Source organism: Actinopolyspora mortivallis DSM 44261 (genome assembly GCF_000384035.1).
GTDB lineage: Bacteria > Actinomycetota > Actinomycetes > Mycobacteriales > Pseudonocardiaceae > Actinopolyspora > Actinopolyspora mortivallis.
The window spans coordinates 4,034,405-4,056,063 of sequence record NZ_KB913024.1; the positions used below are offsets into that span (position 1 = coordinate 4,034,405).

The 21,659-nt window shown below is 71.0% G+C and carries 25 protein-coding genes; 16 read left to right on the plus strand and 9 right to left on the minus strand.

Annotated elements, in window-relative coordinates; all coding sequences use genetic code 11:
• Positions 1-200 precede the first annotated feature (200 nt).
• A complete protein-coding gene (locus ACTMO_RS22090) occupies positions 201-1,061 on the plus strand; it encodes an SAM-dependent methyltransferase (protein ID WP_019856244.1) in 861 nt (286 codons plus the stop codon).
• A gap of 80 nt (positions 1,062-1,141) precedes the next feature.
• Here the strand turns inward: ACTMO_RS22090 and ACTMO_RS0118910 are convergent, their stop codons facing one another.
• Positions 1,142-1,639, minus strand: coding sequence for a GNAT family N-acetyltransferase (locus tag ACTMO_RS0118910; protein WP_245556254.1), 498 nt, complete (start codon positions 1,637-1,639; stop codon positions 1,142-1,144).
• A 162-nt stretch (positions 1,640-1,801) separates the two neighbouring features.
• Here ACTMO_RS0118910 and pyrE point away from each other — a divergent pair, with 162 nt between their 5' ends.
• From pyrE to ACTMO_RS0118925, 3 genes are all read left to right on the plus strand, one after another.
• A complete protein-coding gene (pyrE, locus tag ACTMO_RS0118915) occupies positions 1,802-2,380 on the plus strand; it encodes an orotate phosphoribosyltransferase (RefSeq protein ID WP_019856246.1) in 579 nt (192 codons plus the stop codon).
• Between the two features lie 61 nt (positions 2,381-2,441).
• Positions 2,442-3,161: a TrmH family RNA methyltransferase gene (locus tag ACTMO_RS0118920; protein WP_019856247.1), complete on the plus strand. Its 720-nt coding sequence runs from the start codon at positions 2,442-2,444 to the stop codon at positions 3,159-3,161.
• 207 nt (positions 3,162-3,368) lie between these two features.
• Entirely contained in the window at positions 3,369-4,310 is a 942-nt protein-coding gene (locus ACTMO_RS0118925) for a DUF368 domain-containing protein (protein WP_026449406.1), read from the plus strand.
• A gap of 39 nt (positions 4,311-4,349) precedes the next feature.
• On the opposite strand, the gene ACTMO_RS0118930 is transcribed toward ACTMO_RS0118925, so the two are convergent.
• The 4 genes from ACTMO_RS0118930 to ACTMO_RS0118945 all read right to left on the minus strand — a co-directional run bounded on the left by ACTMO_RS0118930 (position 4,350) and on the right by ACTMO_RS0118945 (position 7,357).
• Positions 4,350-4,565, minus strand: coding sequence for a hypothetical protein (locus tag ACTMO_RS0118930; protein ID WP_019856249.1), 216 nt, complete (start codon positions 4,563-4,565; stop codon positions 4,350-4,352).
• A 52-nt stretch (positions 4,566-4,617) separates the two neighbouring features.
• Positions 4,618-5,775 carry an N-acetylglucosamine-6-phosphate deacetylase gene (nagA, locus tag ACTMO_RS0118935; protein WP_033402084.1) on the minus strand — a complete coding sequence of 386 codons (1,158 nt, stop codon included), beginning with the start codon at positions 5,773-5,775 and terminating at the stop codon, positions 4,618-4,620.
• Between the two features lie 249 nt (positions 5,776-6,024).
• Entirely contained in the window at positions 6,025-6,627 is a 603-nt protein-coding gene (locus ACTMO_RS0118940) for a DUF1707 domain-containing protein (protein WP_019856251.1), read from the minus strand.
• A gap of 139 nt (positions 6,628-6,766) precedes the next feature.
• A complete protein-coding gene (locus tag ACTMO_RS0118945) occupies positions 6,767-7,357 on the minus strand; it encodes a SigE family RNA polymerase sigma factor (protein WP_019856252.1) in 591 nt (196 codons plus the stop codon).
• A gap of 96 nt (positions 7,358-7,453) precedes the next feature.
• On the opposite strand from ACTMO_RS0118945, the gene ACTMO_RS0118950 reads away from it, so the two are divergent.
• The 3 genes from ACTMO_RS0118950 (at position 7,454) to ACTMO_RS23985 (ending at position 9,392) form a co-directional block, all read left to right on the plus strand.
• On the plus strand, positions 7,454-7,735 hold the full coding sequence (locus tag ACTMO_RS0118950; RefSeq protein ID WP_019856253.1) for a YciI family protein: 282 nt from the start codon (positions 7,454-7,456) through the stop codon (positions 7,733-7,735).
• A 67-nt stretch (positions 7,736-7,802) separates the two neighbouring features.
• The gene (locus ACTMO_RS0118955) at positions 7,803-8,219 is read left to right on the plus strand and encodes a DUF3151 domain-containing protein (protein ID WP_026449407.1); all 417 of its coding nucleotides are present in this window, start codon (positions 7,803-7,805) and stop codon (positions 8,217-8,219) included.
• A gap of 84 nt (positions 8,220-8,303) precedes the next feature.
• Positions 8,304-9,392, plus strand: a complete 1,089-nt coding sequence (locus tag ACTMO_RS23985; protein ID WP_026449408.1) for an FUSC family protein — start codon at positions 8,304-8,306, stop codon at positions 9,390-9,392.
• 22 nt (positions 9,393-9,414) lie between these two features.
• On the opposite strand, the gene ACTMO_RS0118965 is transcribed toward ACTMO_RS23985, so the two are convergent.
• Together ACTMO_RS0118965 and ACTMO_RS0118970 are read right to left on the minus strand one after the other, a co-directional pair.
• Complete coding sequence (locus tag ACTMO_RS0118965) at positions 9,415-10,062, minus strand: HNH endonuclease family protein (protein WP_019856256.1); 648 nt, start codon at positions 10,060-10,062, stop codon at positions 9,415-9,417.
• Between the two features lie 124 nt (positions 10,063-10,186).
• Positions 10,187-10,891 carry a hypothetical protein gene (locus ACTMO_RS0118970; protein ID WP_019856257.1) on the minus strand — a complete coding sequence of 235 codons (705 nt, stop codon included), beginning with the start codon at positions 10,889-10,891 and terminating at the stop codon, positions 10,187-10,189.
• A 144-nt stretch (positions 10,892-11,035) separates the two neighbouring features.
• On the opposite strand from ACTMO_RS0118970, the gene ACTMO_RS0118975 reads away from it, so the two are divergent.
• Positions 11,036-12,322: an adenylosuccinate synthase gene (locus tag ACTMO_RS0118975; RefSeq protein WP_019856258.1), complete on the plus strand. Its 1,287-nt coding sequence runs from the start codon at positions 11,036-11,038 to the stop codon at positions 12,320-12,322.
• Between the two features lie 78 nt (positions 12,323-12,400).
• Here the strand turns inward: ACTMO_RS0118975 and ACTMO_RS0118980 are convergent, their stop codons facing one another.
• A complete protein-coding gene (locus ACTMO_RS0118980; protein WP_084792245.1) occupies positions 12,401-13,585 on the minus strand; it encodes a glycerophosphodiester phosphodiesterase in 1,185 nt (394 codons plus the stop codon).
• Positions 13,586-13,734: 149 nt separating this feature from the next.
• Between ACTMO_RS0118980 and purD the strand changes: the two genes are divergently transcribed.
• Positions 13,735-15,018, plus strand: a complete 1,284-nt coding sequence (purD, locus tag ACTMO_RS0118985) for a phosphoribosylamine--glycine ligase (RefSeq protein WP_026449410.1) — start codon at positions 13,735-13,737, stop codon at positions 15,016-15,018.
• A gap of 199 nt (positions 15,019-15,217) precedes the next feature.
• Positions 15,218-15,406 (plus strand): hypothetical protein, encoded by a 189-nt coding sequence (locus ACTMO_RS0118990; protein WP_019856261.1) that lies wholly within the window; start codon positions 15,218-15,220, stop codon positions 15,404-15,406.
• Between the two features lie 72 nt (positions 15,407-15,478).
• Here the strand turns inward: ACTMO_RS0118990 and ACTMO_RS0118995 are convergent, their stop codons facing one another.
• Positions 15,479-16,486, minus strand: coding sequence for a threonine aldolase family protein (locus ACTMO_RS0118995; RefSeq protein WP_019856262.1), 1,008 nt, complete (start codon positions 16,484-16,486; stop codon positions 15,479-15,481).
• 180 nt (positions 16,487-16,666) lie between these two features.
• Between ACTMO_RS0118995 and ACTMO_RS0119000 the strand changes: the two genes are divergently transcribed.
• The 6 genes from ACTMO_RS0119000 (at position 16,667) to ACTMO_RS0119025 (ending at position 21,592) form a co-directional block, all read left to right on the plus strand.
• Positions 16,667-17,185: a SigE family RNA polymerase sigma factor gene (locus ACTMO_RS0119000; protein ID WP_019856263.1), complete on the plus strand. Its 519-nt coding sequence runs from the start codon at positions 16,667-16,669 to the stop codon at positions 17,183-17,185.
• Between the two features lie 12 nt (positions 17,186-17,197).
• On the plus strand, positions 17,198-17,872 hold the full coding sequence (locus ACTMO_RS0119005; RefSeq protein ID WP_026449412.1) for a hypothetical protein: 675 nt from the start codon (positions 17,198-17,200) through the stop codon (positions 17,870-17,872).
• Positions 17,873-18,067: 195 nt separating this feature from the next.
• The gene (locus ACTMO_RS0119010) at positions 18,068-18,391 is read left to right on the plus strand and encodes a DMT family transporter (RefSeq protein ID WP_019856265.1); all 324 of its coding nucleotides are present in this window, start codon (positions 18,068-18,070) and stop codon (positions 18,389-18,391) included.
• A 66-nt stretch (positions 18,392-18,457) separates the two neighbouring features.
• Positions 18,458-19,060, plus strand: coding sequence for a TetR/AcrR family transcriptional regulator (locus ACTMO_RS0119015; protein ID WP_019856266.1), 603 nt, complete (start codon positions 18,458-18,460; stop codon positions 19,058-19,060).
• 137 nt (positions 19,061-19,197) lie between these two features.
• The gene (purB, locus tag ACTMO_RS0119020; protein ID WP_019856267.1) at positions 19,198-20,631 is read left to right on the plus strand and encodes an adenylosuccinate lyase; all 1,434 of its coding nucleotides are present in this window, start codon (positions 19,198-19,200) and stop codon (positions 20,629-20,631) included.
• Positions 20,632-20,689: 58 nt separating this feature from the next.
• Positions 20,690-21,592 carry a phosphoribosylaminoimidazolesuccinocarboxamide synthase gene (locus ACTMO_RS0119025; RefSeq protein ID WP_019856268.1) on the plus strand — a complete coding sequence of 301 codons (903 nt, stop codon included), beginning with the start codon at positions 20,690-20,692 and terminating at the stop codon, positions 21,590-21,592.
• Positions 21,593-21,659 lie beyond the last annotated feature (67 nt).

The following is a 21,659-nucleotide window of genomic DNA, read 5'->3' on the forward strand; positions in this document are numbered from 1 at the left end:
AATGTGAATTCTGATCGCATTTGGGGTGCGGGGGGATGGTTCCGGTTCCCGGAAAAGCTGTTATTTTCCGCGAACACCCCCGATCGGTTCGAGGGTGTTTTCCACGAAACCACGAACACGCGGAAAGATTCTCCGGACGCGGCGGTGGCGGAACACGCTTCCGGTTCGTTCGGCGGAGACCGCGGAACCGGAGTCGCCTCATGACGGAAGGACCGCGGCGGGAGAGCACACTCGTCGGCCGCGCCACCGAGGACGCCTACGACGTGTTCGCCCCGCTGCTGGAGAAGTACTGGGGACCGGACCTGCACAACGGCTACTGGGACGATCCCGAGGACGACACCCCGCCGGAGCGGGCGGCGGCCAGACTCACCGAGGTCGTCACGGACCGGCTGCGGGTCGGCCCCGGAAGTCGGGTGCTCGACGTGGGATGCGGCAACGGCCGTCCCGCCGTGTCCCTCGCCGCGCGCACCGGCGCGCGGGTCACCGGCATCGACGTCAACCGGCGGGCCCTGCGGGCCGCGACCGCGCACGCCCGGGACAGCGGTGTCGAGCGGCTCGTCTCGTTCGAGTGCGCCGACGCGCTTCGCCCTCCTTTTCCGGCGGGTAGTTTCGACGCGGTGGTCCTGTTCGAGGTCACGCCGCACTTCGAGCTGGACGAGCTGTTCCCGGCCCTGGCCCGGCTGTTGCGTCCCTCCGCGAGGCTGGTGCTGGAGAGCCCCTATGCGCGGGTGAGGCCCACCGAGCGGGTGCGCCAGCGTACGGCCGAGTACTACGAGCTGATCGACGCGGTCTCCCTGGAGACCCTGGGCGGACACGTCGGACTCGCGGAGTCCGCCGGGCTGCGTCCGGTCGAGTTCCGTGACGTCACCGAGCACACCGCCCCCACGTGGCCCCGTCTGCTGGAACGGCTGCGGCGGAACTGGGACGAGGTCGAGCGCCGCCTGGGCGCGGAGGCGGCCGAGCACGCCGTACGGGTGGTGGACCGGTGGCGGGAGATGCCCGAGATCGGGAACATGATCATGACTCTGGTGCGCGCGGACGACGTTCTTCCTCCGGGCTGAGTCGGTGAGGGAGCGGGTTCGTGACGTCCGTGGCGGGGGAGCGGAACCCACGAACCCGCTCCTTCGACCGGATCCACCTGTCACGCTTCGCTGGCGACGGTTTCCGTGGTGCGCTCCGGGGTTTTGATCCATTCGAGGGTGGGAGCGCTGAACAGGCTCACGGTGGTCAGCTCGGTGAAGCCGAGCGAGCGCGCCAGCAGTTTGGACTGCCGGTTCGAGGTGGCGATGTCGGCGACGATGCGGGTGGCTCCGGCGTTGTAGAGCGCGCGGATGCTCGCGTCCCCGAGCTTGGTGGCCAGTGTCCTGCCCTGGAAGGCGGGCAGGATGCCGATCCACTCGATGTGGCCCCACGTCTGGTTGTTCAGGAAGGGCATGGAGGCCAGCACGAATCCCACCGGCGCCCCTTCGAAGAGGGCCACGTGGCAGGCCTCGGGTTGTTGGTCCAGGTGCCTGGCTATCGCGCTCAGCGACCAGGTGGAGTACGGGAACTCCGAAATGTCGAAAACCCGGTTTCCGATTTCGAGCACTTCGGGGACGTGTCCGCTCGTCATGGGGTGTATCTCAGCGATTGATGTCATGGCGGAAATAGTAACCGCTCGGATTCCTCAATTAGTTCTCCCCTTTTGGATCACCCTAAAGGGTGAATTTTTCTATTTTTGTGCAATTGTGCGCGTGTCGCTGTCAGGCAACTCGTTCACCCTGTGCGGGCAGCGGCGCGGGAGATCGCCCGAGCGGGCGGTATGCTTTCCGGCGTGGAGGCACAACCCGCACACACCACGCTGGACCAGCGACGTCGCGAACGGCTCGCCGCTCTCGTCGAGGAACTCACGGTCGTGCGCCAACAGGTCACGCTCTCCTCCGGCAGGCGGGCCGACTACTACGTGGACCTGCGCCGGGCCACCCTGCACCACGAGGCGGCCCCGCTGATCGGTGAACTGCTGGGGCGGCTCACCGCCGACTGGGACTACACCGCCGTGGGCGGACTGACCCTCGGGGCGGACCCGGTGGCCACCGCGATGCTGCACGCCGCCTCCACCCCGCTCGACGCCTTCGTCGTCCGCAAGGACGCCAAGAAGCACGGAATGCAACGCCGCATCGAGGGACCCGACGTGACCGGGCGGCGTGTGCTCGCCGTCGAGGACACCTCCACCACCGGGGAGAGCGTGCTCACCGCCGTGGAGGCGCTCCGCGAGGCCGAGGCGGAGGTCGTCGGTGTGGCCACGGTGGTGGACCGCGACACCGGCGCGCGGGAGGCGATCGAGCGGGCCGGGCTGCCGTACCGCTCACTGCTGGGGCTGGTGGATCTGGGGCTGGCATGAGCGGGTTCGTCGGCCCTCACGGAAGGTTTCCCGTCGACTCGTCCGGGGGCGTGTAGCAGCGATGACCACCGACAGCGTCCGGTTCCGCGACGGCCACGCCGACTCCACACCTCGGGCGGCCGAGGACGCCGCCCCCGAAGGTTCGGAGCCCGGCCCCACCGAGTGGGGAACCACCGTGGGGGTGGGCCCGTGGCAGGGGGAGTGGCCCACCGACGAGCGCTACGATCCCGAACTGCTCGAACACGGCGACCGGCGCAACGTCGTGGACCAGTACCGCTACTGGCGGCGTTCGGCGATCGTGGCCGACCTCGACGCCCGCCGCCACGAGTTCCACGTGGCCATCGAGAACTTCCAGCACGACCACAACATCGGCACGGTCGTGCGCACGGCCAACGCCTTCGCCGCCCGGGCGGTGCACATCGTGGGGCGCCGACGCTGGAACCGGCGCGGAGCCATGGTCACCGACCGCTACCAGCACGTGCTGCACCAGCCCGACCTCGACGAGCTGCGCTCCTACGCCGACCACCACGGGTTGAGCGTCGTGGCGGTGGACAACACTCCGGGAGCCGAGCCGATCGAGCGGGTGAGCCTGCCGCGTTCCTGCGTGCTGCTGTTCGGACAGGAGGGCCCCGGGCTGGGGGCGGAGTCGCGGCGCGTGGCCGATCTCGTGGTCTCCATCGCCCAGTTCGGCTCCACCCGTTCGATCAACGCGGGGGTGGCCGCCGGGATCGTGATGCACACCTGGATCCGACAACACGCCGACCCGGCGAACTCGTGGTGACCCTCCACCTCCCGTGCTGGTGGGCGGAGCCGTCCGCCCCTGGACGCGCCTCGTTCACCGGCTGGTGGCACCATGAGGGCACTTTCCCCGCCCGGCGTCCGTGTGATCCGGACGGCCAGCGGGGGAGCACCCCGTGTGCGGATCTCGCCGGTGACCGCCGACGGAAGCCGGTTGGCTCGTCCGACGTCCCACAACGAAAAGCAGGTCATGGTCACATCAGCGCGCTCGTATCTGGCTCATCTGGTCCGTGGGGGACTGATCGGCACCGCCGAGGTCGTCCCCGGTGTCAGCGGCGGGACCATCGCCCTGGTCACCGGTATCTACGAGGCCCTCATCGGCTCGGCCGGTCACCTGCTCAGCGGGCTCAGGCTCGCCGTGGTCGATGTTCCACGCGGCGCGGGATTCTCCCGTGCCGGAGCCGAACTGCGGCGGGTGCGCTGGGACGTGGTGCTTCCGGCGCTGGTCGGTCTGGTGTGCGCCGCGTTGCTCGCGGCCAAGCTGTTGGAGCCGGTGCTGGAGCAGCACCCGGTCTCGGCGCGGGCGGTGTTCTTCGGGCTGGTGCTGGCCTCACTGTGGGTGCCGATCTCGATGGTCGGCAGGTCCTGGCGGTTCTCGGAGGTGGTCACCGCCGTGCTGGTGGCCGCGCTCGCCTTCGTGCTGACCAGTCTGCCGCCGACCTCGGTCTCGCCGAACCCGCTCTTCGTGGCGCTGGCGGCGGCCGTGGCGGTCTGCGCGCTGGTGCTTCCCGGGGTGTCCGGTTCGTTCTTTCTGCTGACGCTGGGCTTGTACGAGCCGACGCTCTCGGCGCTCAACGACCGGGACCTGGGCTACATCGCGACGTTCGCCCTCGGGGCGGTCGTGGGACTGGGTCTGTTCGTGAAGCTGTTGCAGTGGCTGCTCGACCATCACCGGCGGAGGACGCTGGTGGTGATGACCGGGGTGATGGCCGGGTGCCTGCGTGCCCTGTGGCCGTGGCAGGGCGAGGAGAGCAGGACCCTGATGGCCCCCTCCGGGGACGTGGGCACCGTCGTGTTGTTCTTCCTGCTCGGGATGGGGGCGGTGACCGCCGTGCTGGTCGGCGAGCACCTGGCGTTGCGCGGGCGGGGCTCGGACGAGGCTCCCACCGAGGAGATCACCCGGGTGAGCTGAGGCCGAGGGTCGGCTCTCCGGCAGCGCCGCCCACGGCGGTCAGAGCAGGGTGATCGCCCCGGCGAGGCCACCCGCGAGGATTCCGAGCAGCAGGGCCGTCAGCAGCACCCGCAGTACCGGCAGCCGGGGCGGTTTCTCCGGCGCGGGAGGTGCCTGTGCCTCCGGGGTGGGCTGGGCACCACCCGCGGCCTGGGCGTGCAGCGCCGCGGACAGTATCCGTTCCGGTGGTTTCTCGTCCCGCTCCGAGGCGCTCATACCCTCACTCTAGAACTCCGTCGGGGCACGGTCGGTGCTCCGGGGCGGGTGGTCAGCCCGGCACCTCGGTGGTGACCCGGCAGCCGTTCTTGTACACCTCAAGGGGTCGGAGCCGTTCGTCGAGCACCACGAGGTCGGCGGCCAGCCCCGCCCGGATCGAGCCCAGGCGGTCGGAGAGACCGAGCAGTTCGGCGGGTCTGGTGGAGCAGGCGGCCACCGCCTCGGTGATGTCGAGTCCGCAGCTGTGCACCAGGTTGCGCAGGGCGGTGTCCATGGTCAGCGTGCTGCCCGCCAGGGAGCCGTCGGCCAGCCGGGGTTCCCCGCCGGAGACGGTCAGCGGAAGATCGCCCAGTTCGTAGTGGCCGTCACCGGCGTCGGTGGCGCTGATCGCGTCGGTGACCGCCACGGTGCGTCCCGTGCCCGCGTAGCGGGCCACCAGCCGGGCCACGGTCGGGTGCAGGTGCACCAGGTCGCAGATCAGTTCGACGGTGACCCGTTCGTCGGCGAGCAGGGTCCCCACCGGTCCCGGTTCCCGATGGTGCAGCGGGCGCATCCCGTTGAACAGGTGGGTGGCCACGGTGGCCCCGGCGTCCACGGCCGGTGCCACCTGTTCGGCGAGGGCGTCGGTGTGACCCACGGCCGCGATGACGCCGGACTCGGACAGCAGCCGGATCGCCTCCACCGAGCCGTCCAGCTCGGGGGCGAGGGTGACCATCCGGACGGCTCCCTCGCCCGTGGCCAGCAGGCTTTCCACGGACTCGCGGTCGGGACGGCGCAGCATCGTGGTGTCGTGGGCACCGCACCGCACGGCGGACAGGAACGGTCCCTCCAGGTGTATCCCGGCCAGGTGCCCGGCCCGGACGGCGGGCAGCAGGCTCCTGATCTGTTCGTGCAGGTTGGGCAGCGAGGTGGTGACCAGGCTGGCCAGCATCGTCGTCGTTCCGTGACAGCGGTGGGTCGCGACGGTCCTGTCGATCTGTTCGGGACGGCGGCTGGTCAGCGAACCGCCTCCGCCGCCGTGGCAGTGCATGTCCACGAACCCCGGCACGATCCATCGGCCCGTGAGGTCCCCCGACGGTTCGGCTGGGGGTGTTCCCTCGCCGACTTCGGCGATCGTGCCGTCGGCGATGCGGATCCAGCCGTTGTCCAGGATTCCTTCGTCGGTGACGATCCGGCCGCCGAGGACGGACGGCCCGGTTGGTTCGGTGATCACGGTGTCGGAGTTCCTTCCAGGGGCGCTCGGCGGTGCCGTGGGCCGCTCGTCCTCCGGTGGCGTCGGGCGCCCCGTGTTGCCGGGCGGGTGTTTCGGGTTCGTGGTCGATACTGCGACACCGACCTTACTTTGGTCTACACCACCTGTCGCACACGTGGTGTTCGCCGCTCTTTTGGGGGAACAGGTGGCTGTATCGATTCACTCCGCGGGAGAGCACTCCCACCCGACGGGAGACCGCCGCTACCGCTACCGCTTCTTACGGGGTACGCGACGCACCTTCACCCCGCCCCAGAAAGCCAGCCCGGACACGGTCACCCGTTTCGAACTCCGGGCCGTGGGTGGGGGCACGTGCCTGTCGAAGCCCCCCATGAGGCCGACACCCCGCACCCGGACCTCCACGTCCTCGGGCACGAACACCTTCACCCCACCCATGACGGCGAAGCAGCGGATCACCGTCTCGGTGGAGGAGAAGGACGCCTCGCGCAGATCGATCCTGCCGCCGCCCCAGAACGCGAACGCCGAGAACCGCGAGGCGATCCGCCACCGCCCCCGCCGCAGGCTGGCACCGAGCACGGCCACCGCCCGGCGCGACTCCCCGACCGGCTCCGGTGCCTCGACGGACTCCGACGACGGTGCCACGAGCCCGTGCGCCGCACCCTCTCCGGCCTCGGGAAGGTCGGCGACCAGGGGGGTCAGCTCCCCGTAGGTCCGCGTGCGGTACAGCTCGGCCATCCGTTCGTCGAACTCGTGCAGGGTGATCCGCCCCTGGTCGAAGGCCCTGCCGAGCACGGCCGCGACGCGTTCGCGGTCGGCGTCCGAGGCGCGCAGTTCCGAGTGTTCGTCCGCCACGGGGCCAACCTACTGGAACGGGGCGGTCCTTTCCGAGGGGGCGCGACTCGGCGTCCGAGATCCGTGCCCGACGGCCTCCGAACCGTGACACATCCCCGGCTCACGCACCGGCATCCGAATCCCCCGGCGGATCCACGACTCAGGACGTGCCCAGGTGCTTCTGCAAGGCCTCCAGCGCCCTGCTGGCCGTCGACTTCACCGTCCCCTTGGACACCCCGGTGGCCTCGGCGATCTCGCCCTCGGACAGGTTCCCGTAGTAGCGCAGCACCAGCACCTCGCGCTGCCTACGCGGCAGGTGCCCCAGTGCCTTGACGATCGCCTGGTGCTCGGTCGACAGCATCGCCAGCGACTCGGCGGAACGCGCGTCGGGCTGGTGCGGGGGTTGGTACTCCCGGGCCGTCCTGCGGCGCCGCAGCACGGAACGACTGCCGTTGACCACGGCCGTGCGCAGATACCCCACGGCGGCCCTGGCGTCCCGCAGCTGCGTCCAGTTGCGGTACAGCCCGGTGAAGGCCTCCTGGACCACGTCCTCCGCCGTGGCCGGATCGTCCACCAGCAGAATCGCCAGCCGCACCATGCGCATCCGCTGCTGCCGGTAGAGGTCCTCCAGCGTCAGCGGCGCGTTCGGGACCTGCTCCTCCTCCGGCTGGCCCGCCGCGTCCAGGGTGCGTAGGTGGCCGAGAGTGCGCTCGACCGAGCGTTCGACTCCGCTGGTTCCGTCCCCGATCACGGTTCCGCAAGGTACCTTCCTCGTCGGGGGTGCGTCTGCTTTCCCTGTAGGGTCCGCAAGTAACTTGTTACAACATCCTGTTACCGGGGACCGCACATGACCACATTCGTCGTAGAGATCCGCTACACCTCGGACCGTGAGCTGCTCGAACGGACCCGGCCCGCCCACAGGGACTACGCCCGCTCGCTGGCCGAGCGCGGGGTGCTGCTCGCCGGGGGACCCCTCGCCGACGGTACCGGGGGGCTGCTGGTGTACGCCACGGCCGACCGGGACGAACTGGACTCCCTGCTCGCCGCGGATCCCTACACCGAGGCCGGAGTGATCGCCGAGACCACCGTGCGGGAGTGGACACCGCTCACCGGAAGCTGGGTGTCCTGAACCACCGGTTCGCTCCGGCGCGTTCGGCGGGCGGAACCGGCCCGGGAGGCGCTGGCAGGATGTGACCATGACGTCACAACGAAACCTGTTGGAACCTCCGGAGACCTTCCTGCCGGAGGACAGCGCGGCCCAGGCCGATCTCGACGAGGGCAACTCCGCCACCGACGTGGCCGCCCGCCACCCCACCTACAGCGCCGCGTGGGCGCGCTTGGCCGAACTCGCCCTGGAGTCCGGGGAGACCGTGGCCGCCTACGCCTACGCCCGCACCGGCTACCACCGGGGACTGGACGCACTGCGGAAGGCGGGGTGGAAGGGCTTCGGCCCCGTCCCGTGGAGTCACCGTCCGAACCAGGGCGTGCTGCGTTCGGTGGCGGCCCTGGCCAAGGCGGCGCGGGCCATCGGCGAGGACGACGAGTACGAACGCTGCCGCCAGCTGTTGTCCGACAGCGACCCGGCCGCGTTGGAGGCCACCGGTCTCGACTGATCCGGCCGGGACTCCTCGTGCCGACGGTCGGGACGGCGAGTCCTGGTGGTTCGGGGCGGTGGGGCGGTGACGGACAATGCCTCCGTGCAGCGATTGCGCGAGGAACTCGGCAGGCGGATACGGCGTCTGCTGCGCACCGGCATCCCCATCGTGCAGTGTGCCGTGGCCGCCGGGCTGGCCTGGCTGATCGCCCGACAGGTGGTCGGACACCCGCAACCGTTCTTCGCCCCGATCGCCGGGGTGATCGCCCTGGGGGTCTCCCTGGGGCAGCGGTTGCGCCGGGCACTCGAACTGGTCGCCGGGGTCAGCGTGGGCGTCGGAGTGGGCGACGTGCTGATCTCGGTGATCGGCACCGGACCCTGGCAGATCGCGCTGGTGGTGGCCCTGGCCATGGGCACGGCGGTGCTGCTGGACGCCGGCGGGGTCATCGTCATGCAGGCCGCCTCCTCCTCGGTGCTGGTGGCCACGCTGCTGCCCCCGGCCACGGCCGGGGGGCTCAACCGCATGGTCGACGCCGCGATCGGCGGGCTGGTCGGGCTGATCGTGGCCGCCCTGCTGCCGCAGAACCCGTTGGCCGTGGCCCACCGCCACGGACGCGTGGTGCTGGGGGAACTGGCCGACGCGCTGCGCGGGGTGTCCGCGGCGATGGCCGGGGAGGACGTGGAGGCGGCTTCGGACGTGCTGGCCCGGGCGCGCCGCAGTCAGCGTTCGGTGGAGGAACTGCGTTCGGCGTTGGCCACGGGCAGCGAGATCGCCCGCTTCGCCCCGATCCGCTGGCACCGGCGCGCCGACCTGGAGCGCTACCAGACCGCCTCGTCCCCGGTGGACCGGGCGCTGCGCAACACCAGGGTGTTGGCGCGGCGCGCCCTGGCTGCGCTGCGGGACCACGAGCGGGTTCCCCGCCCGCTGCCGGGGATGCTGGAGGAACTGGCCGGGGCGGTGGTGCTGCTGCGGGACGAGCTGGCCGACGGGGCGGAGCCGGTGCGGGCGCGGGAGGCGGCCCGCGCGGTGGCGCGGCGCACCACCGTGCGCCTGCTGTCCGAGACGGACTTCTCGATGCAGGTGGTGGTGTTGCAGATCCGGTCGATAGCGGTGGACCTGCTCCAGGCCACCGGCCTGGACCGTTCCGAGGCGCTGGAGGCGCTGCCCTCCCTGCACCCCGAACAGGAGTGAACGGGCGAGCCGGTGGGTTCTCTCAGCAGTCCCGGAGCACGTCGAGCAGCGCCGCGCGTTCCTCGGAGGTGACCGTCAGTTCCCAGTCGTGCTTGACCCGCACCCAGGCGGCAGCGTATCCGCAGTGGACACTCTCGTCCGGGGGCATCCACTCGTGGGGCGGGTCGTCCCCCTTGGACTGGTTGACGTTGTCGGTCACGGCCACCAGCTGGGGCCGGTCCAGGTCGTTGGCGAAGTCCTCGCGTTCGTCCGTGCTCCAGGCCGAGGCCCCGGAGCGCCACGCCTCCGCGAGCGGCACCACGTGGTCGATGTCCAGGTCGGCGGGGTCGGTCCACGTGCCGTCGTCGTACCAGCTGTCCCACTCGCCCGCGGTGGGATAGCAGTCCTCTCCGGTGGAGACGTCCGAGCCGTCCCGGATGAGGACGCGTTCGCGCACGTTGCAGTTCTTCCCCTCGGCCGCGCTCCAGTGCGGGAAGCGGTCCCGGTCGTAACCGTCCATCGAACCTGTGGGGGCGACCTCGGTGGACTCCAGCAGCTCGGTGGCGCGCGCCGGACTCGGGATCCCCGGCGGGGCGGACTCGGACACGCTCGCGTCCGGTTGGCCGGCGCAGGCCACGGTCGCCAGAACCGGCAGCACGGCCAGTGCCAGACACGGTCTCGTGGAGCGCATGGTCGGTCTCCGTTCCAGGACGGGGTCGCCCCGATCATCCCGGTCCCGATCTCGGTCGTGCAAGACGCCGGATCAGTGAGCGATCCCTCCGGACGAGCCGCCGAAGCTCGCCGAGCGCGGCGTCTCACGGGCGGACCAGCAGCAGGTCCCTGGTGTGCCGGTACCAGGCGCACCGGGTCAGCGGCCGGGGGTGGGCGACGCCGTCCCGGTGGACCGTGGCGGACTCGAAACCGGCCTGCATCGCGCGCCCGCCGGCGGTCTCGCGCCGCCGACGCAGCAGCCCCCTGTGGGTGACCCTGGTGGTGAGGCCGGTCTCCACGGGAGCGGGCAGGGTGGTCAGCGGGTCGTCGGTCGGTTCGGGCAGGGCGGGTGCGGCGGGATCGGGGAACACCTCCACCGCCCGCGCCGAGCCGTGCAGCATCCGCCGGTCGTCGCAGTAGACCTGCCCGGTGATCGGGGTGATGACGCCGCGTCCCAACAGCACTCCCCCGGAGTCGTCCCTGACCAGCGGGGAGGGGGTGGGCGGGGAATCCAGGGCCTGTTCGAAGTTACCAACCGGTATGCCCCACAATGCGCTGGCGGGAGACGTCACCACCGGGACGTAGCCCACGGCGAGCGTGGACAGCAGATCCCTGCGCAGCAGCCGCAGCACCACCGCCGCGAGGTCGGCGTCGGTGCCGTGCACGATCACCCGGTCGGTCGTTTCGGCCAGGATCGGGTCGACGTCCTCACGTCGCGGTTGCGCCGGCAGGTCGAACCACCGCAGTCCCGCCCGTTCCGGGCGTGTTCCGTGGTCGACGTTTCCGCAGGATAGTGCGGTGGTAGTCACGTTACGCTCCTGGTTTACCCTGATCGACCGGCAGTGGCAGGTGCCGGGCCTTCCTGGCGTGGCGGCGCACACGTGGCCACCCACAGCGATGACCCGCCGTTATCCGTTGCACAGACCGCCTCCAGTGACAGGTTGGAGTTTCACATGCCGGCAATCGTGTTGATCGGCGCCCAGTGGGGCGACGAGGGAAAGGGTAAGGCGACCGATCTGCTCGGCGAGCAGGCGCAGTGGGTCGTGCGCTACCAGGGAGGCAACAACGCCGGGCACACCGTGGTGCTGCCGGACGGGCAGGACTTCGCGCTGAAGCTGATCCCCTCCGGCATCCTCAGCCCCGAGGTGCACAACGTCATCGGCAACGGCGTGGTGGTCAACCCGGAGGCGCTGCTGGAGGAGCTGGAGGGGCTGGAGTCCCGGGGAGTGGACACCTCCAAGCTGTCGCTGTCCGCCGACGCGCACCTGGTGATGCCGTACCACGTGGCCATCGACAGGGTCACCGAGCGCTACCTGGGCAAGAAGCGCATCGGCACCACCGGGCGCGGTATCGGCCCCTGCTACCAGGACAAGGTCGCCCGCGTCGGCGTGCGCGCCCAGGACGTGCTGGACGAGAAGATCCTGCGCCAGAAGGTCGAGGCCGCGCTGGAGTACAAGAACCAGGTGCTGGTCAAGGTCTACAACCGGCGCGCCATGGATCCGGACGAGGTGGTCGACACGGTGCTGTCCCAGGCGGAGAGTTTCGCCGGGCGAATCGCCGAGACGAAGCTGATGCTGGACGAGGCGCTCCAGCGCGGCGAGACGCTCCTGCTGGAGGGGTCGCAGGGCACGTTGCTGGACGTGGACCACGGCACCTACCCGTTCGTGACCTCCTCCAACCCCACGGCGGGCGGGGCCTGCGCGGGAGCCGGGATCGGCCCGAGCAGGATCAGCTCGGTCATCGGGATCCTGAAGGCCTACACCACGCGGGTCGGTTCGGGACCGTTCCCCACCGAGCTCACCGACGCCGCCGGGGAGAACCTGCGCAGGGTCGGCGGGGAGGTCGGGGTGAACACCGGCAGGGACCGGCGCACCGGCTGGTTCGACGCGGTGATCGCGCGCTACGCCACCAGGGTCAACGGCATCACCGACTACTTCCTCACCAAGCTGGACGTGCTGTCCGGGCTGGAGACCGTGCCGGTCTGCGTGGCCTACGACGTGGACGGGATGCGCACCTCGGAGATGCCGATGACCCAGACCGGGGTGCACCACGCGGTGCCGGTGTACGAGGAGATGCCCGGCTGGCGTGAGGACATCAGCCAGGCCCGCACCTTCGAGGACCTGCCCGCCAACGCACGGGCCTACGTCGAGCGGATCGAGGAGCTGGCCCAGGCGCGGGTCTCGGCCATCGGTGTCGGCCCCGGCCGGGACCAGACGATCGTGCGCCACGCCATGGCCTGAGACGGTTCCGCGTCCGCTTCCGCGTGGCCCGCGGTGCGTGCGGCGGGGCCCCGCCGCACGCACCGGGGAGACGATCGGTCACTCCGCGCGGGAGTGCCAGGCGTCCCTGGCCCGCACGGCGAGGTCGGGCTGGTCGGCGAAGACCCCGTCGACGCCGGTGGCGAACAGGGCGTCGAGGAAGCCGAACACGTCCCCGTGGTCGGCTTCGCCTCCGGAGCTCCGGAAGTCGGCGGGCAGGAAGGTGTTCTCGGCCCGCACCGTGTAGGTGACCACCTTCAGTCCCGCCTCGTGGGCGTTGTCCACCAGCCGGGTGGGTTCGGTGAGGTACCCCCGTTCGTCGCGGGGCAGGATCATGGTGCTGACCGGAGCCACCCAGTCCGCGTACTTCGCGATGTCACGCATCCCCTCCGGGGTGACCATGTCCGCGTAGGTGCGGGGGTCACCGCTGTCCACGAAGTCGTAGGGGGCGCCGCTGCTCCACACCAGCTGCACCAGGTCGACCCGCAGTCGCCTGTGCAGCCACTGGAGGTTGCCCACCTCGAAGGACTGGACGGCGACCTTGGCCCAGGGGGTGTTCAGTCCGTTGCGGTTGAGCGCCCACACCAGCCGGGGCTCCACGGCGAGCCCGGCCGAGCGGAAGTAGCTGGGGTGTTTGATCTCGGGGGCCAGGCCGATCCGCCTGCCGAGCTCGCGGGAGAGCTCCCGTTTGAGGTCGATGATCTCCTGCAGGGTGGGGATCTCGTAACGCCCGTCGTGGATCGTGTTCTCCTGCCGGAGCTCGGGGAGGCGTTCGGTGGCCCGCAGGGTTTTCAGCTCGGCCAGGGTGAAGTCCTCGGTGAACCAGCCGGTGACCTCGTTACCGTCGACGACCTTGGTGGTCCTGCGGTCGGCGAACTCGGGGTGCTGCTCCACGTCGGTGGTGCCGCTGATCTCGTTCTCGTGGCGGGCGACCAGCGCGCCGTCCTTGGTGGGCACGAGGTCCGGTTCGATGTAGTCGGCTCCCATGCGGGCGGCCAGCTCGTAGGAGGCCAGCGTGTGCTCCGGGCGGTAGCCGGAGGCGCCCCGGTGGCCGAACACCTCCACCAGGCTCTCGCCGCCCGGATGCCCCCGGCCGTGGTGGCCGGGTCGGTCGGCTCCGGCCTGTGGGGCGAGCGCGACCGCCGAGCACACGGACAGGGCGAGTGCGCACAGCAGGGCGCCGGTGCGCGATCTGGTTCCGCTCCGCACGGACACGACCTCCTCGGTGGGTCTGGAATGACTCATGAGGGTGAAGTATCCCGTATGTCGGGCAACGCCGCGATCAAATGTGTACTTACGTACACCTACGGAACGGTGAACTCCTGTTGACCGGACTGCTCCGTTCGGAGGGGGCGGGGGTCGGTGCCGGTCCCCGAAGCTTTACGCTGCGGAGCGTGCGCATCCTCGTCATTGGTGCAGGCGGCAGGGAACACGCGATCGTGCTGGCGCTGTCCCGGGATCCGGATGTGACCGCGCTGGCCTGCGCGCCCGGCAACGCGGGAACCGCGACACTGGCCGAGTCCTACCCGGTCGACGTCGCCGACCCGAACTCGGTGACCGAACTCGCCGTGTGGTGGCGGGCCGATCTGGTGGTCTTCGGGCCGGAGACCCCGCTGGTGGCTGGGGTCGCCGACGCGGTACGGGCCGCCGGCGTCGCCTGCTTCGGTCCCTCCGGAGCCGCCGCGCGGATCGAGGGATCCAAGGCCTTCGCCAAGGACGTCATGGTCTCCGCGGGCGTTCCGACCGCGCACAGCGAACGGGTGGACAACCCCGCCAAGCTGGACGCGGCCCTGGTCAACTTCGGCCCCACCTGGGTGGTCAAGGACGACGGGCTGGCCGGTGGCAAGGGGGTGCTGGTCACCGAGGACTTCGACGCCGCACGTGCGCACGCGCTGAAGCTGCTGGAGGACGGCCACCCGGTGCTGCTGGAGTCCTTCCTGGACGGGCCCGAGGCCTCGTTGTTCTGCCTGGTCGACGGCACGACGGTGCGTCCGCTGTTGCCCGCCCAGGACTTCAAGCGGGTGGGCGACGGCGACGTGGGGCCGAACACCGGTGGTATGGGCGCCTACGCCCCCCTGCCGTGGGCCCCGGAGGGGCTGGTGGAGGAGGTGGTGCGCACCATCGTCCAGCCCACCGTGGACGAGTTGGCCGCGCGTGGCACCCCGTTCTCGGGACTGCTGTACGCGGGCTTGGCGTTGACCTCCTCCGGGCCGCAGGTCGTCGAGTTCAACTGTCGGTTCGGTGACCCGGAGACGCAGGCCGTGCTCGCGCTGCTGCGCACGCCGCTGTCGCGGCTACTGGGGGCGGTGGCGCGGGGTGAACTGGCCGCCGCCCCGGAACCGGAGTGGGAACCGGGGGCCGCCGTCACGGTGGTGTTGGCGGCCGAGGGCTACCCGGGCCCTCCCCGGGTGGACGAGGTCGTCGGCGGTGCCGACGCGCCGGGGGTACTGCACTCGGGAACCCGCACCGGGACCGAGGGCGGTGTGCTCTCCGCCGGGGGCAGGGTGCTGTCCGTGGTCGCCACCGGACGGGACCTGGAGACCGCGCGGGCGGAGGTCTACCGCAGGGTGGGCACGGTTCACCTGCCTGGGGCGCACTACCGCACCGACATCGCCGCGCGCGCGGCGCGGGGCGAACTCGCCGCACCGGAGAGGTCCGGTTCCGCCAAAGGGGTCTGACTCCGGCGCACCACGCCTTCGTTTTCCCCGCACGGGGCGTCACAGCGTGGCGGCTGTGGGATGCTGGGGAGGCGGCCCCGGTCCCGGCCGGACCGCCGGGGCGGTTCACCGGAGGTCGGTCCGACCGCCGGTACCGCGCGGGGTCGTCGCCGGGAAGGTGCCCGGGACCCGATCCGGACTCGTGACGAGGTGAGCCGACATGTGGTGGAAAGTCGTTCTCGGGCTGCTCGCGCTCTGGCTGGTGATCACGGTCGGTGGGGCGATCATCGGGTTCGTGATCAAGGGCCTGTTCTGGATCGCCGTGCTCGGCGGGGTGTTGTTCCTGGCCACGGCGGCGGTCGGCTGGGCGAAGAAGGACAACCGGCAGCTGCGCGACGGACCGAGGTGACCGGACGGTCGGGTTCCACCCGCTGAGGGACCGGCCCCGGCGGCGTCGACGGTGCCGCTGGTGACCGCCTCCTCAGGAGACCGCGTCGATGCGGCGCAGCGCCTCGTCGACGTCGGTGGAGCGTACGTCCCCGTGGGTGACGAAGCGCAGTTTCCCGCCCATCGGCACCGCGAGCACGCCGATCCCCTCCAGCCATTCGAGGCTGTGCCGCACGTCCGGCACGGAGGCCAGCACGATGTTGGTCTGCGGTGGGGTGACGTTCCATCCCCGCGTGATCAGCCCTTCCGCGAGCCGTTTCGCGTTGTCGTGGTCGGTGCGTAGCCGCTCGGTGCGTTCGAGGGCCACGAGTCCGGCCGCGGCCAGCACCCCACCCTGGCGTACTCCGCCGCCGAGCATCTTGCGCGTACGCCGGGCCCGTTCGACGAACTCGGCGTCTCCGGCCACGGCGGAGCCCACGGGGGCGCCCAGCCCTTTGCTCAGGCAGATCTGCACCGTGTCGACTCCGACGGTCAGGGCGGCCACGGGCACGCCGAGCGCGACCGAGGCGTTGAACAGGCGGGCGCCGTCCAGGTGGACCCGCATCCCGTTGTCCCTGGCGGCGGCGGCGAGCTGGGCGTGTTCGTCCGGGGGGATGGCCGTACCTCCGGCCGCGTTGTGCGTGTTCTCCAGGCACAGCAGCGTGGTGCGCAGGGCGTCGTACCGTCCGTTGTCGGCGGATTCGGAGCGGACCAGCCAGGGGCTGGGGCGGCCCGCTCCGGCGTCCCAGCTGAGCGGCTCGGGCATTCCCCCGGCCAGCCAGGCCGCCGAGCCGAGTTCGTGGGTGAGCACGTGTGCCCCGCGCGGTGCCAGGAAACGTTCCCCGCGTTCCAGGTGCAGGCACAGGGCGATCAGGTTGCCCATGGTGCCGCTGGGAACCCACAGGGCCGCCTCGGTGCCGAGCAGTTCCGCGACCCGGTGCTCCAGTCTGCGCATGGTGGGATCGCGGTCCAGGACGTCGTCGCCGACCTCGGCGGCGGCCATGGCCTCCGTCATCCGCTCGTCCGGACGGGTCACCGTGTCGGAACGGAGATCAATCGGCATCAATTTGGTCACGAACGGATCACACCATATTCGGTCGTTCGTGGGGAATCGGGGCGCACACCCCCGACCGTGTGGACGCTGCGGTGGGGGCGTGGTGACCGTGGTGGCCCGACGTGCAACCGTGTGGGACGGACGACCCGTCCTGTCACGTGTCGGCACGCAACGAGCGGAGGCTTCCGCGTGGACCAACGCGAGGAGCAGGAGTTCGCGGAGTACTTCGCGGCTCGGCGGGAGGCGGTGCGTCGCATGGCCTACATGATGTGCGGCGACTGGCACCGTGCGGACGACCTTGCCCAGCAGGCGTTCATCGCGGTGCACCGCAGGTGGCGCAAGATCCGCGACAAGGAGGCGCTGGACGCCTACGTGCGGCGGACGCTCACCCGGGCGGTGATCGACGAGTCCCGGAAGCCGTGGCGACGGGAGCGCGCGGTGGAGCGGCTGCCGGAACGGCCCTCCGGCGACGGCGAGGTGGACGACTCCGTGACCACGCGACGTACCTTGCTGGCCGGACTGCGCATGGTGCCGCCGAAGCAGCGGGCCGTGCTCGTGCTGCGCTATCTGGAGGGGCTGGACGTGGCCGGGGTGGCCGAGGTCATGCGATGCAGCGAGGGCAACGTCAAAAGCCAGACGGCCCGGGGGCTGGAGGCGCTCCGCGCCGCGCTCGGCGACTCGCTCGGCGATCTGCGGTCGACGTCGTGAGGAGGTGCGGTGGTGCGTGAGCACGAGCTTGCCGAGTTGTTCCGGGACGCGGCGGGGGAGCCCCCCGAGGCCACGTTCGACGAACGGGACGTGGTCCGCGCCTCGCGGCGGGTGACGGCCCGCAGGCGGATGGGCGCCGTCGGAGGATCGCTGGCCGTGGCGGCCGTGCTGGTCACCGGGGTCGGTTTCGGCGCGGGGTGGTTACCCGGCGGGACGACCGGTCAGAGCGAACGTCCCCGCGCGGGGGTCTCGGAGCAGGGGGCTCCCTCCCCCCGGTCCGGTGGGGGGCAGGGCCCCACGGCGCTGTCCGTGCCCGGTGGCTCGCAGGGGTGCGGCCCGCCCGACCGGAGGCTGGCGGGGGCGCTCTCGGAGCAGTTGCCCGGCCGGAGCCCTTCCGGCGACCCGGTGGCCGCCGAGGAGTGTCCTCCCGGGGCGGAGGCGGCCTCCTTCCGGGTTCGCCAGGAGGGAGACAGCGGTAGCGTCACGGCGATCCTGCGCCCCGCCGCCGCGGGCATGTCGGCCGGTTCGGCCGAGGTGCGGCACCTCCCGGACGGGGGACTGGAGGTGACCGTGCGCGCCGACAGCGGCAAGGAGTTGACCCTGCGCAGCAGTCCCGGTGGGGACGGTTCTGCGCCCTACGCCGGCGAGCTGCGGGAGATCGCCCGCGAGCTCGCCGGGCGGTTGTGACTCGTGTTCTGCGGGGAGCCCTCCCGCCGGGCACCCTCGGGCAACGACGTGTCCCCGCCCCGTCGTGCGGTGGCGTCGTGACGGGCGCCGGATGGTAGAGGGTGGTGGCCCCGCCCACCAGAATGGGACGCTCGTACCACTTTTTGGGTAGTGTGTCCGACGAGCAACGGGACGTACTCGAAGGACGTGGCGAGCATGGCGTGGCTGGTGTTGATCCTTTCCGGTGTGCTGGAGGCGGGATGGGCCGTGTCACTGAAACTCTCGGAGGGTTTCAGCAGGCTGCTGCCCAGCCTGACCTTCCTGGTGCTGTCGGCGGGCAGCTTCGTCGGGCTCGCCTGGGCGATGCGGTCGCTGCCGGTGGGCCCGGCCTACGCGGTGTGGACCGGGATAGGGGCGGCGCTGACCGCGCTGATCGGCATGGTCTGGCTCGGCGACGCCGTGTCCGCGGTCAAGATCGTCTCGATCGTGCTGATCATCTCCGGGGTGCTGGGCCTCAACCTGGCCGGTGTCGGGCACTGAGCCGGTCCGAGTGCGGGAGGTCCGTCGATCCCCCTTCCGGCCGGTGGGGCGGCTAGGATCGGGCCGATGACGGCGGCGAGCACCCCGAAGGGGGAACGACGGCGGCACCTGCTCGTGGTCGCCGCCGCCCAACTGCTTTCCGAGGGAGGGTTCGCGGCGGTCCGGCACCGGGCGGTCGCCGAACGGGCCGGGTTGCCGCTGGCCTCGACGACGTACTACTTCGACTCCATCGAGGAACTGATCACCGCGGCCGTGCGCCACGAGGCCGAACGGGAACTGGAGGCGGGCAGGCAGCGACTGCACCGCCTCTCCGAGCGGTCCTACGACACCGGTGAGGTGGTGGAACTGGTGCTGGACCTGCTGCTGGGCGAGGCCTCCCGGGACGGTGGAGTGGACTCGGTGCTGCTGCGCTACGAGCGCCTGGTCGGTTCGCCGCGCAGGCCCTACCTGGCCGAGCCGATGCGGGAGATGGCCGCCCGGCTGCACGAGCTGATCGACGAGATATTCCGGCGTTCGGGTATGGACCTCGACCGGGAGCGGATGTTCGAACTGATCGCGTTGGTCGACGGGGCCGTGGTCAACGCTCTGATCGAGAGCGACCCCGACCCCCGAGGGGCGGCCCGGAGGATGCTGCGCGCCCAGCTGGAGCGGGGCTCCTCCCCCCCGTGAGGGGCAGTGACCGGCAGGTGGACCGTCGGGCCGGAGACGACCGGAGTCGGTCGGCAACGGTCGGTGCCCCTTCTCCGGTCCGAGCCGCTTTCACGCGGGCGGGAGGGCCCCGCCCCGGCCCGGTATCCTTGCCGGACGTGACGGACAAGCCCAGCATTCCCGACGCACTGGCGAGCCGCTACGCCTCGCCCGAGTTGGTGCGGCTCTGGTCGCCGCGACACAAGGTGGTTCTGGAGCGCAGGCTGTGGCTCGCGGTGCTGCGGGCGCAGTCCGAGCTCGGCGTCGACGTCCCGGAGCGGGCGCTGCGGGACTACGAGGAGGTCCTCGAACGGGTCGACCTGGACTCCATCGCCGAACGGGAACGTGTGACCAGGCACGACGTCAAGGCCCGCATCGAGGAGTTCAATGACCTCGCCGGGCACGAGCACGTGCACAAGGGCATGACCTCGCGGGATCTCACCGAGAACGTGGAGCAGTTGCAGATCCGGCGCAGCCTGGAGCACGTGCGCGACCGCACCGTGGCGGTGCTGGCCAGGCTCGGGCAGTTGGCCAGTGAGCACGGCGAGCTCGTCATGGCCGGGCGTTCGCACAACGTCGCGGCCCAGGCGACCACGCTGGGCAAACGGTTCGCCACCGCCGCCGACGAGCTGCTGGTCGCCTACCACCGGCTGGAGGAACTGCTGGCGCGCTACCCGCTGCGCGGCATCAAGGGCCCGGTGGGCACCGCCCAGGACGCGCTGGACCTGTTCGACGGCGACGAGGACAAACTGGCGCAGCTGGAGCGCAGGGTCGCCGGTCACCTCGGTTTCGGTCGGGTGCTCGGCAGTGTGGGGCAGGTGTATCCGCGTTCGCTCGACTTCGAGGTGCTCACCACCCTGTCGCAGCTGGCGGCCGCCCCGTCCAGCCTGGCCAAGACGATCCGGCTGATGGCGGGCAACGAGCTGGTCACCGAGGGGTTCAAACCGGGTCAGGTCGGTTCCAGCGCCATGCCGCACAAGATGAACACCCGCTCCTGCGAGCGGATCAACGGGCTGGCGGTGGTGCTGCGCGGCTACGTCTCCATGTCCGGGGAGCTGGCCGGGGACCAGTGGAACGAGGGGGACGTGTCCTGCTCGGTGGTGCGCCGGGTGGCGCTGCCGGACGCGTTCTTCGCCTTCGACGGGCTGCTGGAGACGCTGCTGACCGTGCTGGACGAGTTCGGCGCGTTCCCCGCCGTGATCGGGCGGGAACTGGACCGCTACCTGCCGTTTCTGGCCACGACCAAGGTGCTCATGGCCGCCGTGCGCGCCGGGGTCGGCCGGGAGAGCGCCCACGAGGCGATCAAGGAGCACGCGGTGGCCGTGGCGTTGGACATGCGCGAGCGCGGTCTGGAGCGCAACGACCTGCTGGACCGACTGGCCGCTGACGAGCGGATCCCGCTGGACCGCGAGCAGCTCGGGTGGCTGCTCTCCGACCCGCTGGAGTTCACCGGCGCGGCCTCCAGCCAGGTGCGCGAGGTCGTCGGGGAGATCAACGGGATCACCGAGCGGTATCCGGAGGCCGCCGCCTACACGCCCTCCCCGATCCTGTGAAGCGGCCGGGTGGCTTCCCCCCGGGAGGACGCCGTCTCCGGTGAGGCAGAATGCCCCCGTGGTCGCGCTTTCCGAGTACCGTCCGGTCGCCGCAGGCAAGGTCCGTGAGCTCTACGAGGTCGACGAGAACCATCTGTTGATGGTCGCCTCCGACCGCGTGTCGGCCTACGACCACGTGCTGAGCACTCCCGTTCCGGACAAGGGGCGGGTGCTCACGGCGATGACCGTGTTCTGGCTCGAACTGCTCGGTGACCTGGTGGACAACCACCTGGTCGCCGTGGGCGACGACCCGCGCATCCCTCCCGAGGTGCGCGGCAGGGCGTTGCTGGTGCGCAACCTGGACATGCTGCCCGTGGAGTGCGTGGCCCGGGGCTATCTCACCGGTTCGGGGCTGAGCGAGTACCGCGACACCGGCGCCGTGTGCGGGGTGCCGTTGCCCGACGGGCTCACCGAGGCCTCGGCGTTGCCGGAGCCGATCTTCACCCCGGCCACCAAGGCCGAGCTGGGCGAGCACGACGAGAACGTCAGTTTCGCCGCCGTGGCCGAGACGGTGGGTCCGACCATCGCCGACCGACTCCGGGACCTGACGCTGCGGGTCTACGAGCGGGCCGCCGAACACGCGCGGCAGCGCGGGGTGATCCTGGCCGACACCAAGTTCGAGTTCGGCGTCTCCTCCACGGGGGATCTGGTGCTGGCCGACGAGGTGCTCACCCCGGACTCCTCCCGCTACTGGCCCGCCGACGAGTACGAGCCGGGCAGGCCGCAGGCCTCCTTCGACAAGCAGTACGTGCGGGACTGGCTGACCTCCCCCGAGTCGGGGTGGGACCGTGCCTCGGACGTCGCGCCCCCGCCGTTGCCCGCCGAGGTGGTGACCGCCACCCGACAGCGCTACGTGGAGGCCTACGAGCGGATCACCGGCCGCGACCTCGCCGACTGGCCCACCGACGTCGAACAGGGCTGACCCGGCCCGCCGTACGTTCCTTTCCCCCGCCGCTCACGCGGGTGTCGTGTCGGGGACACGTTCCCGT

Excerpts from the sequence above, each read along its gene's own strand:
- ACTMO_RS0118990 (WP_019856261.1), top strand. The coding sequence starts at position 15,218 with ATGTGGTGGAAAGTCGTTCTCGGGCTGCTCGCGCTCTGGCTGGTGATC.
- pyrE (WP_019856246.1), top strand. The coding sequence starts at position 1,802 with ATGCTTTCCGGCGTGGAGGCACAACCCGCACACACCACGCTGGACCAG.
- ACTMO_RS0119010 (WP_019856265.1), top strand. The coding sequence starts at position 18,068 with ATGGCGTGGCTGGTGTTGATCCTTTCCGGTGTGCTGGAGGCGGGATGG.
- ACTMO_RS0118975 (WP_019856258.1), top strand. The coding sequence starts at position 11,036 with ATGCCGGCAATCGTGTTGATCGGCGCCCAGTGGGGCGACGAGGGAAAG.
- ACTMO_RS0118920 (WP_019856247.1), top strand. The coding sequence starts at position 2,442 with ATGACCACCGACAGCGTCCGGTTCCGCGACGGCCACGCCGACTCCACA.
- ACTMO_RS0119015 (WP_019856266.1), top strand. The coding sequence starts at position 18,458 with ATGACGGCGGCGAGCACCCCGAAGGGGGAACGACGGCGGCACCTGCTC.
- ACTMO_RS22090 (WP_019856244.1), top strand. The coding sequence starts at position 201 with ATGACGGAAGGACCGCGGCGGGAGAGCACACTCGTCGGCCGCGCCACC.
- ACTMO_RS0118925 (WP_026449406.1), top strand. The coding sequence starts at position 3,369 with ATGGTCACATCAGCGCGCTCGTATCTGGCTCATCTGGTCCGTGGGGGA.
- ACTMO_RS0118955 (WP_026449407.1), top strand. The coding sequence starts at position 7,803 with ATGACGTCACAACGAAACCTGTTGGAACCTCCGGAGACCTTCCTGCCG.
- ACTMO_RS0118930 (WP_019856249.1), bottom strand. The coding sequence starts at position 4,565 with ATGAGCGCCTCGGAGCGGGACGAGAAACCACCGGAACGGATACTGTCC.
- ACTMO_RS0118980 (WP_084792245.1), bottom strand. The coding sequence starts at position 13,585 with ATGAGTCATTCCAGACCCACCGAGGAGGTCGTGTCCGTGCGGAGCGGA.
- ACTMO_RS0118965 (WP_019856256.1), bottom strand. The coding sequence starts at position 10,062 with ATGCGCTCCACGAGACCGTGTCTGGCACTGGCCGTGCTGCCGGTTCTG.
- ACTMO_RS0118950 (WP_019856253.1), top strand. The coding sequence starts at position 7,454 with ATGACCACATTCGTCGTAGAGATCCGCTACACCTCGGACCGTGAGCTG.
- ACTMO_RS0118995 (WP_019856262.1), bottom strand. The coding sequence starts at position 16,486 with ATGCCGATTGATCTCCGTTCCGACACGGTGACCCGTCCGGACGAGCGG.
- ACTMO_RS0118910 (WP_245556254.1), bottom strand. The coding sequence starts at position 1,639 with ATGACATCAATCGCTGAGATACACCCCATGACGAGCGGACACGTCCCC.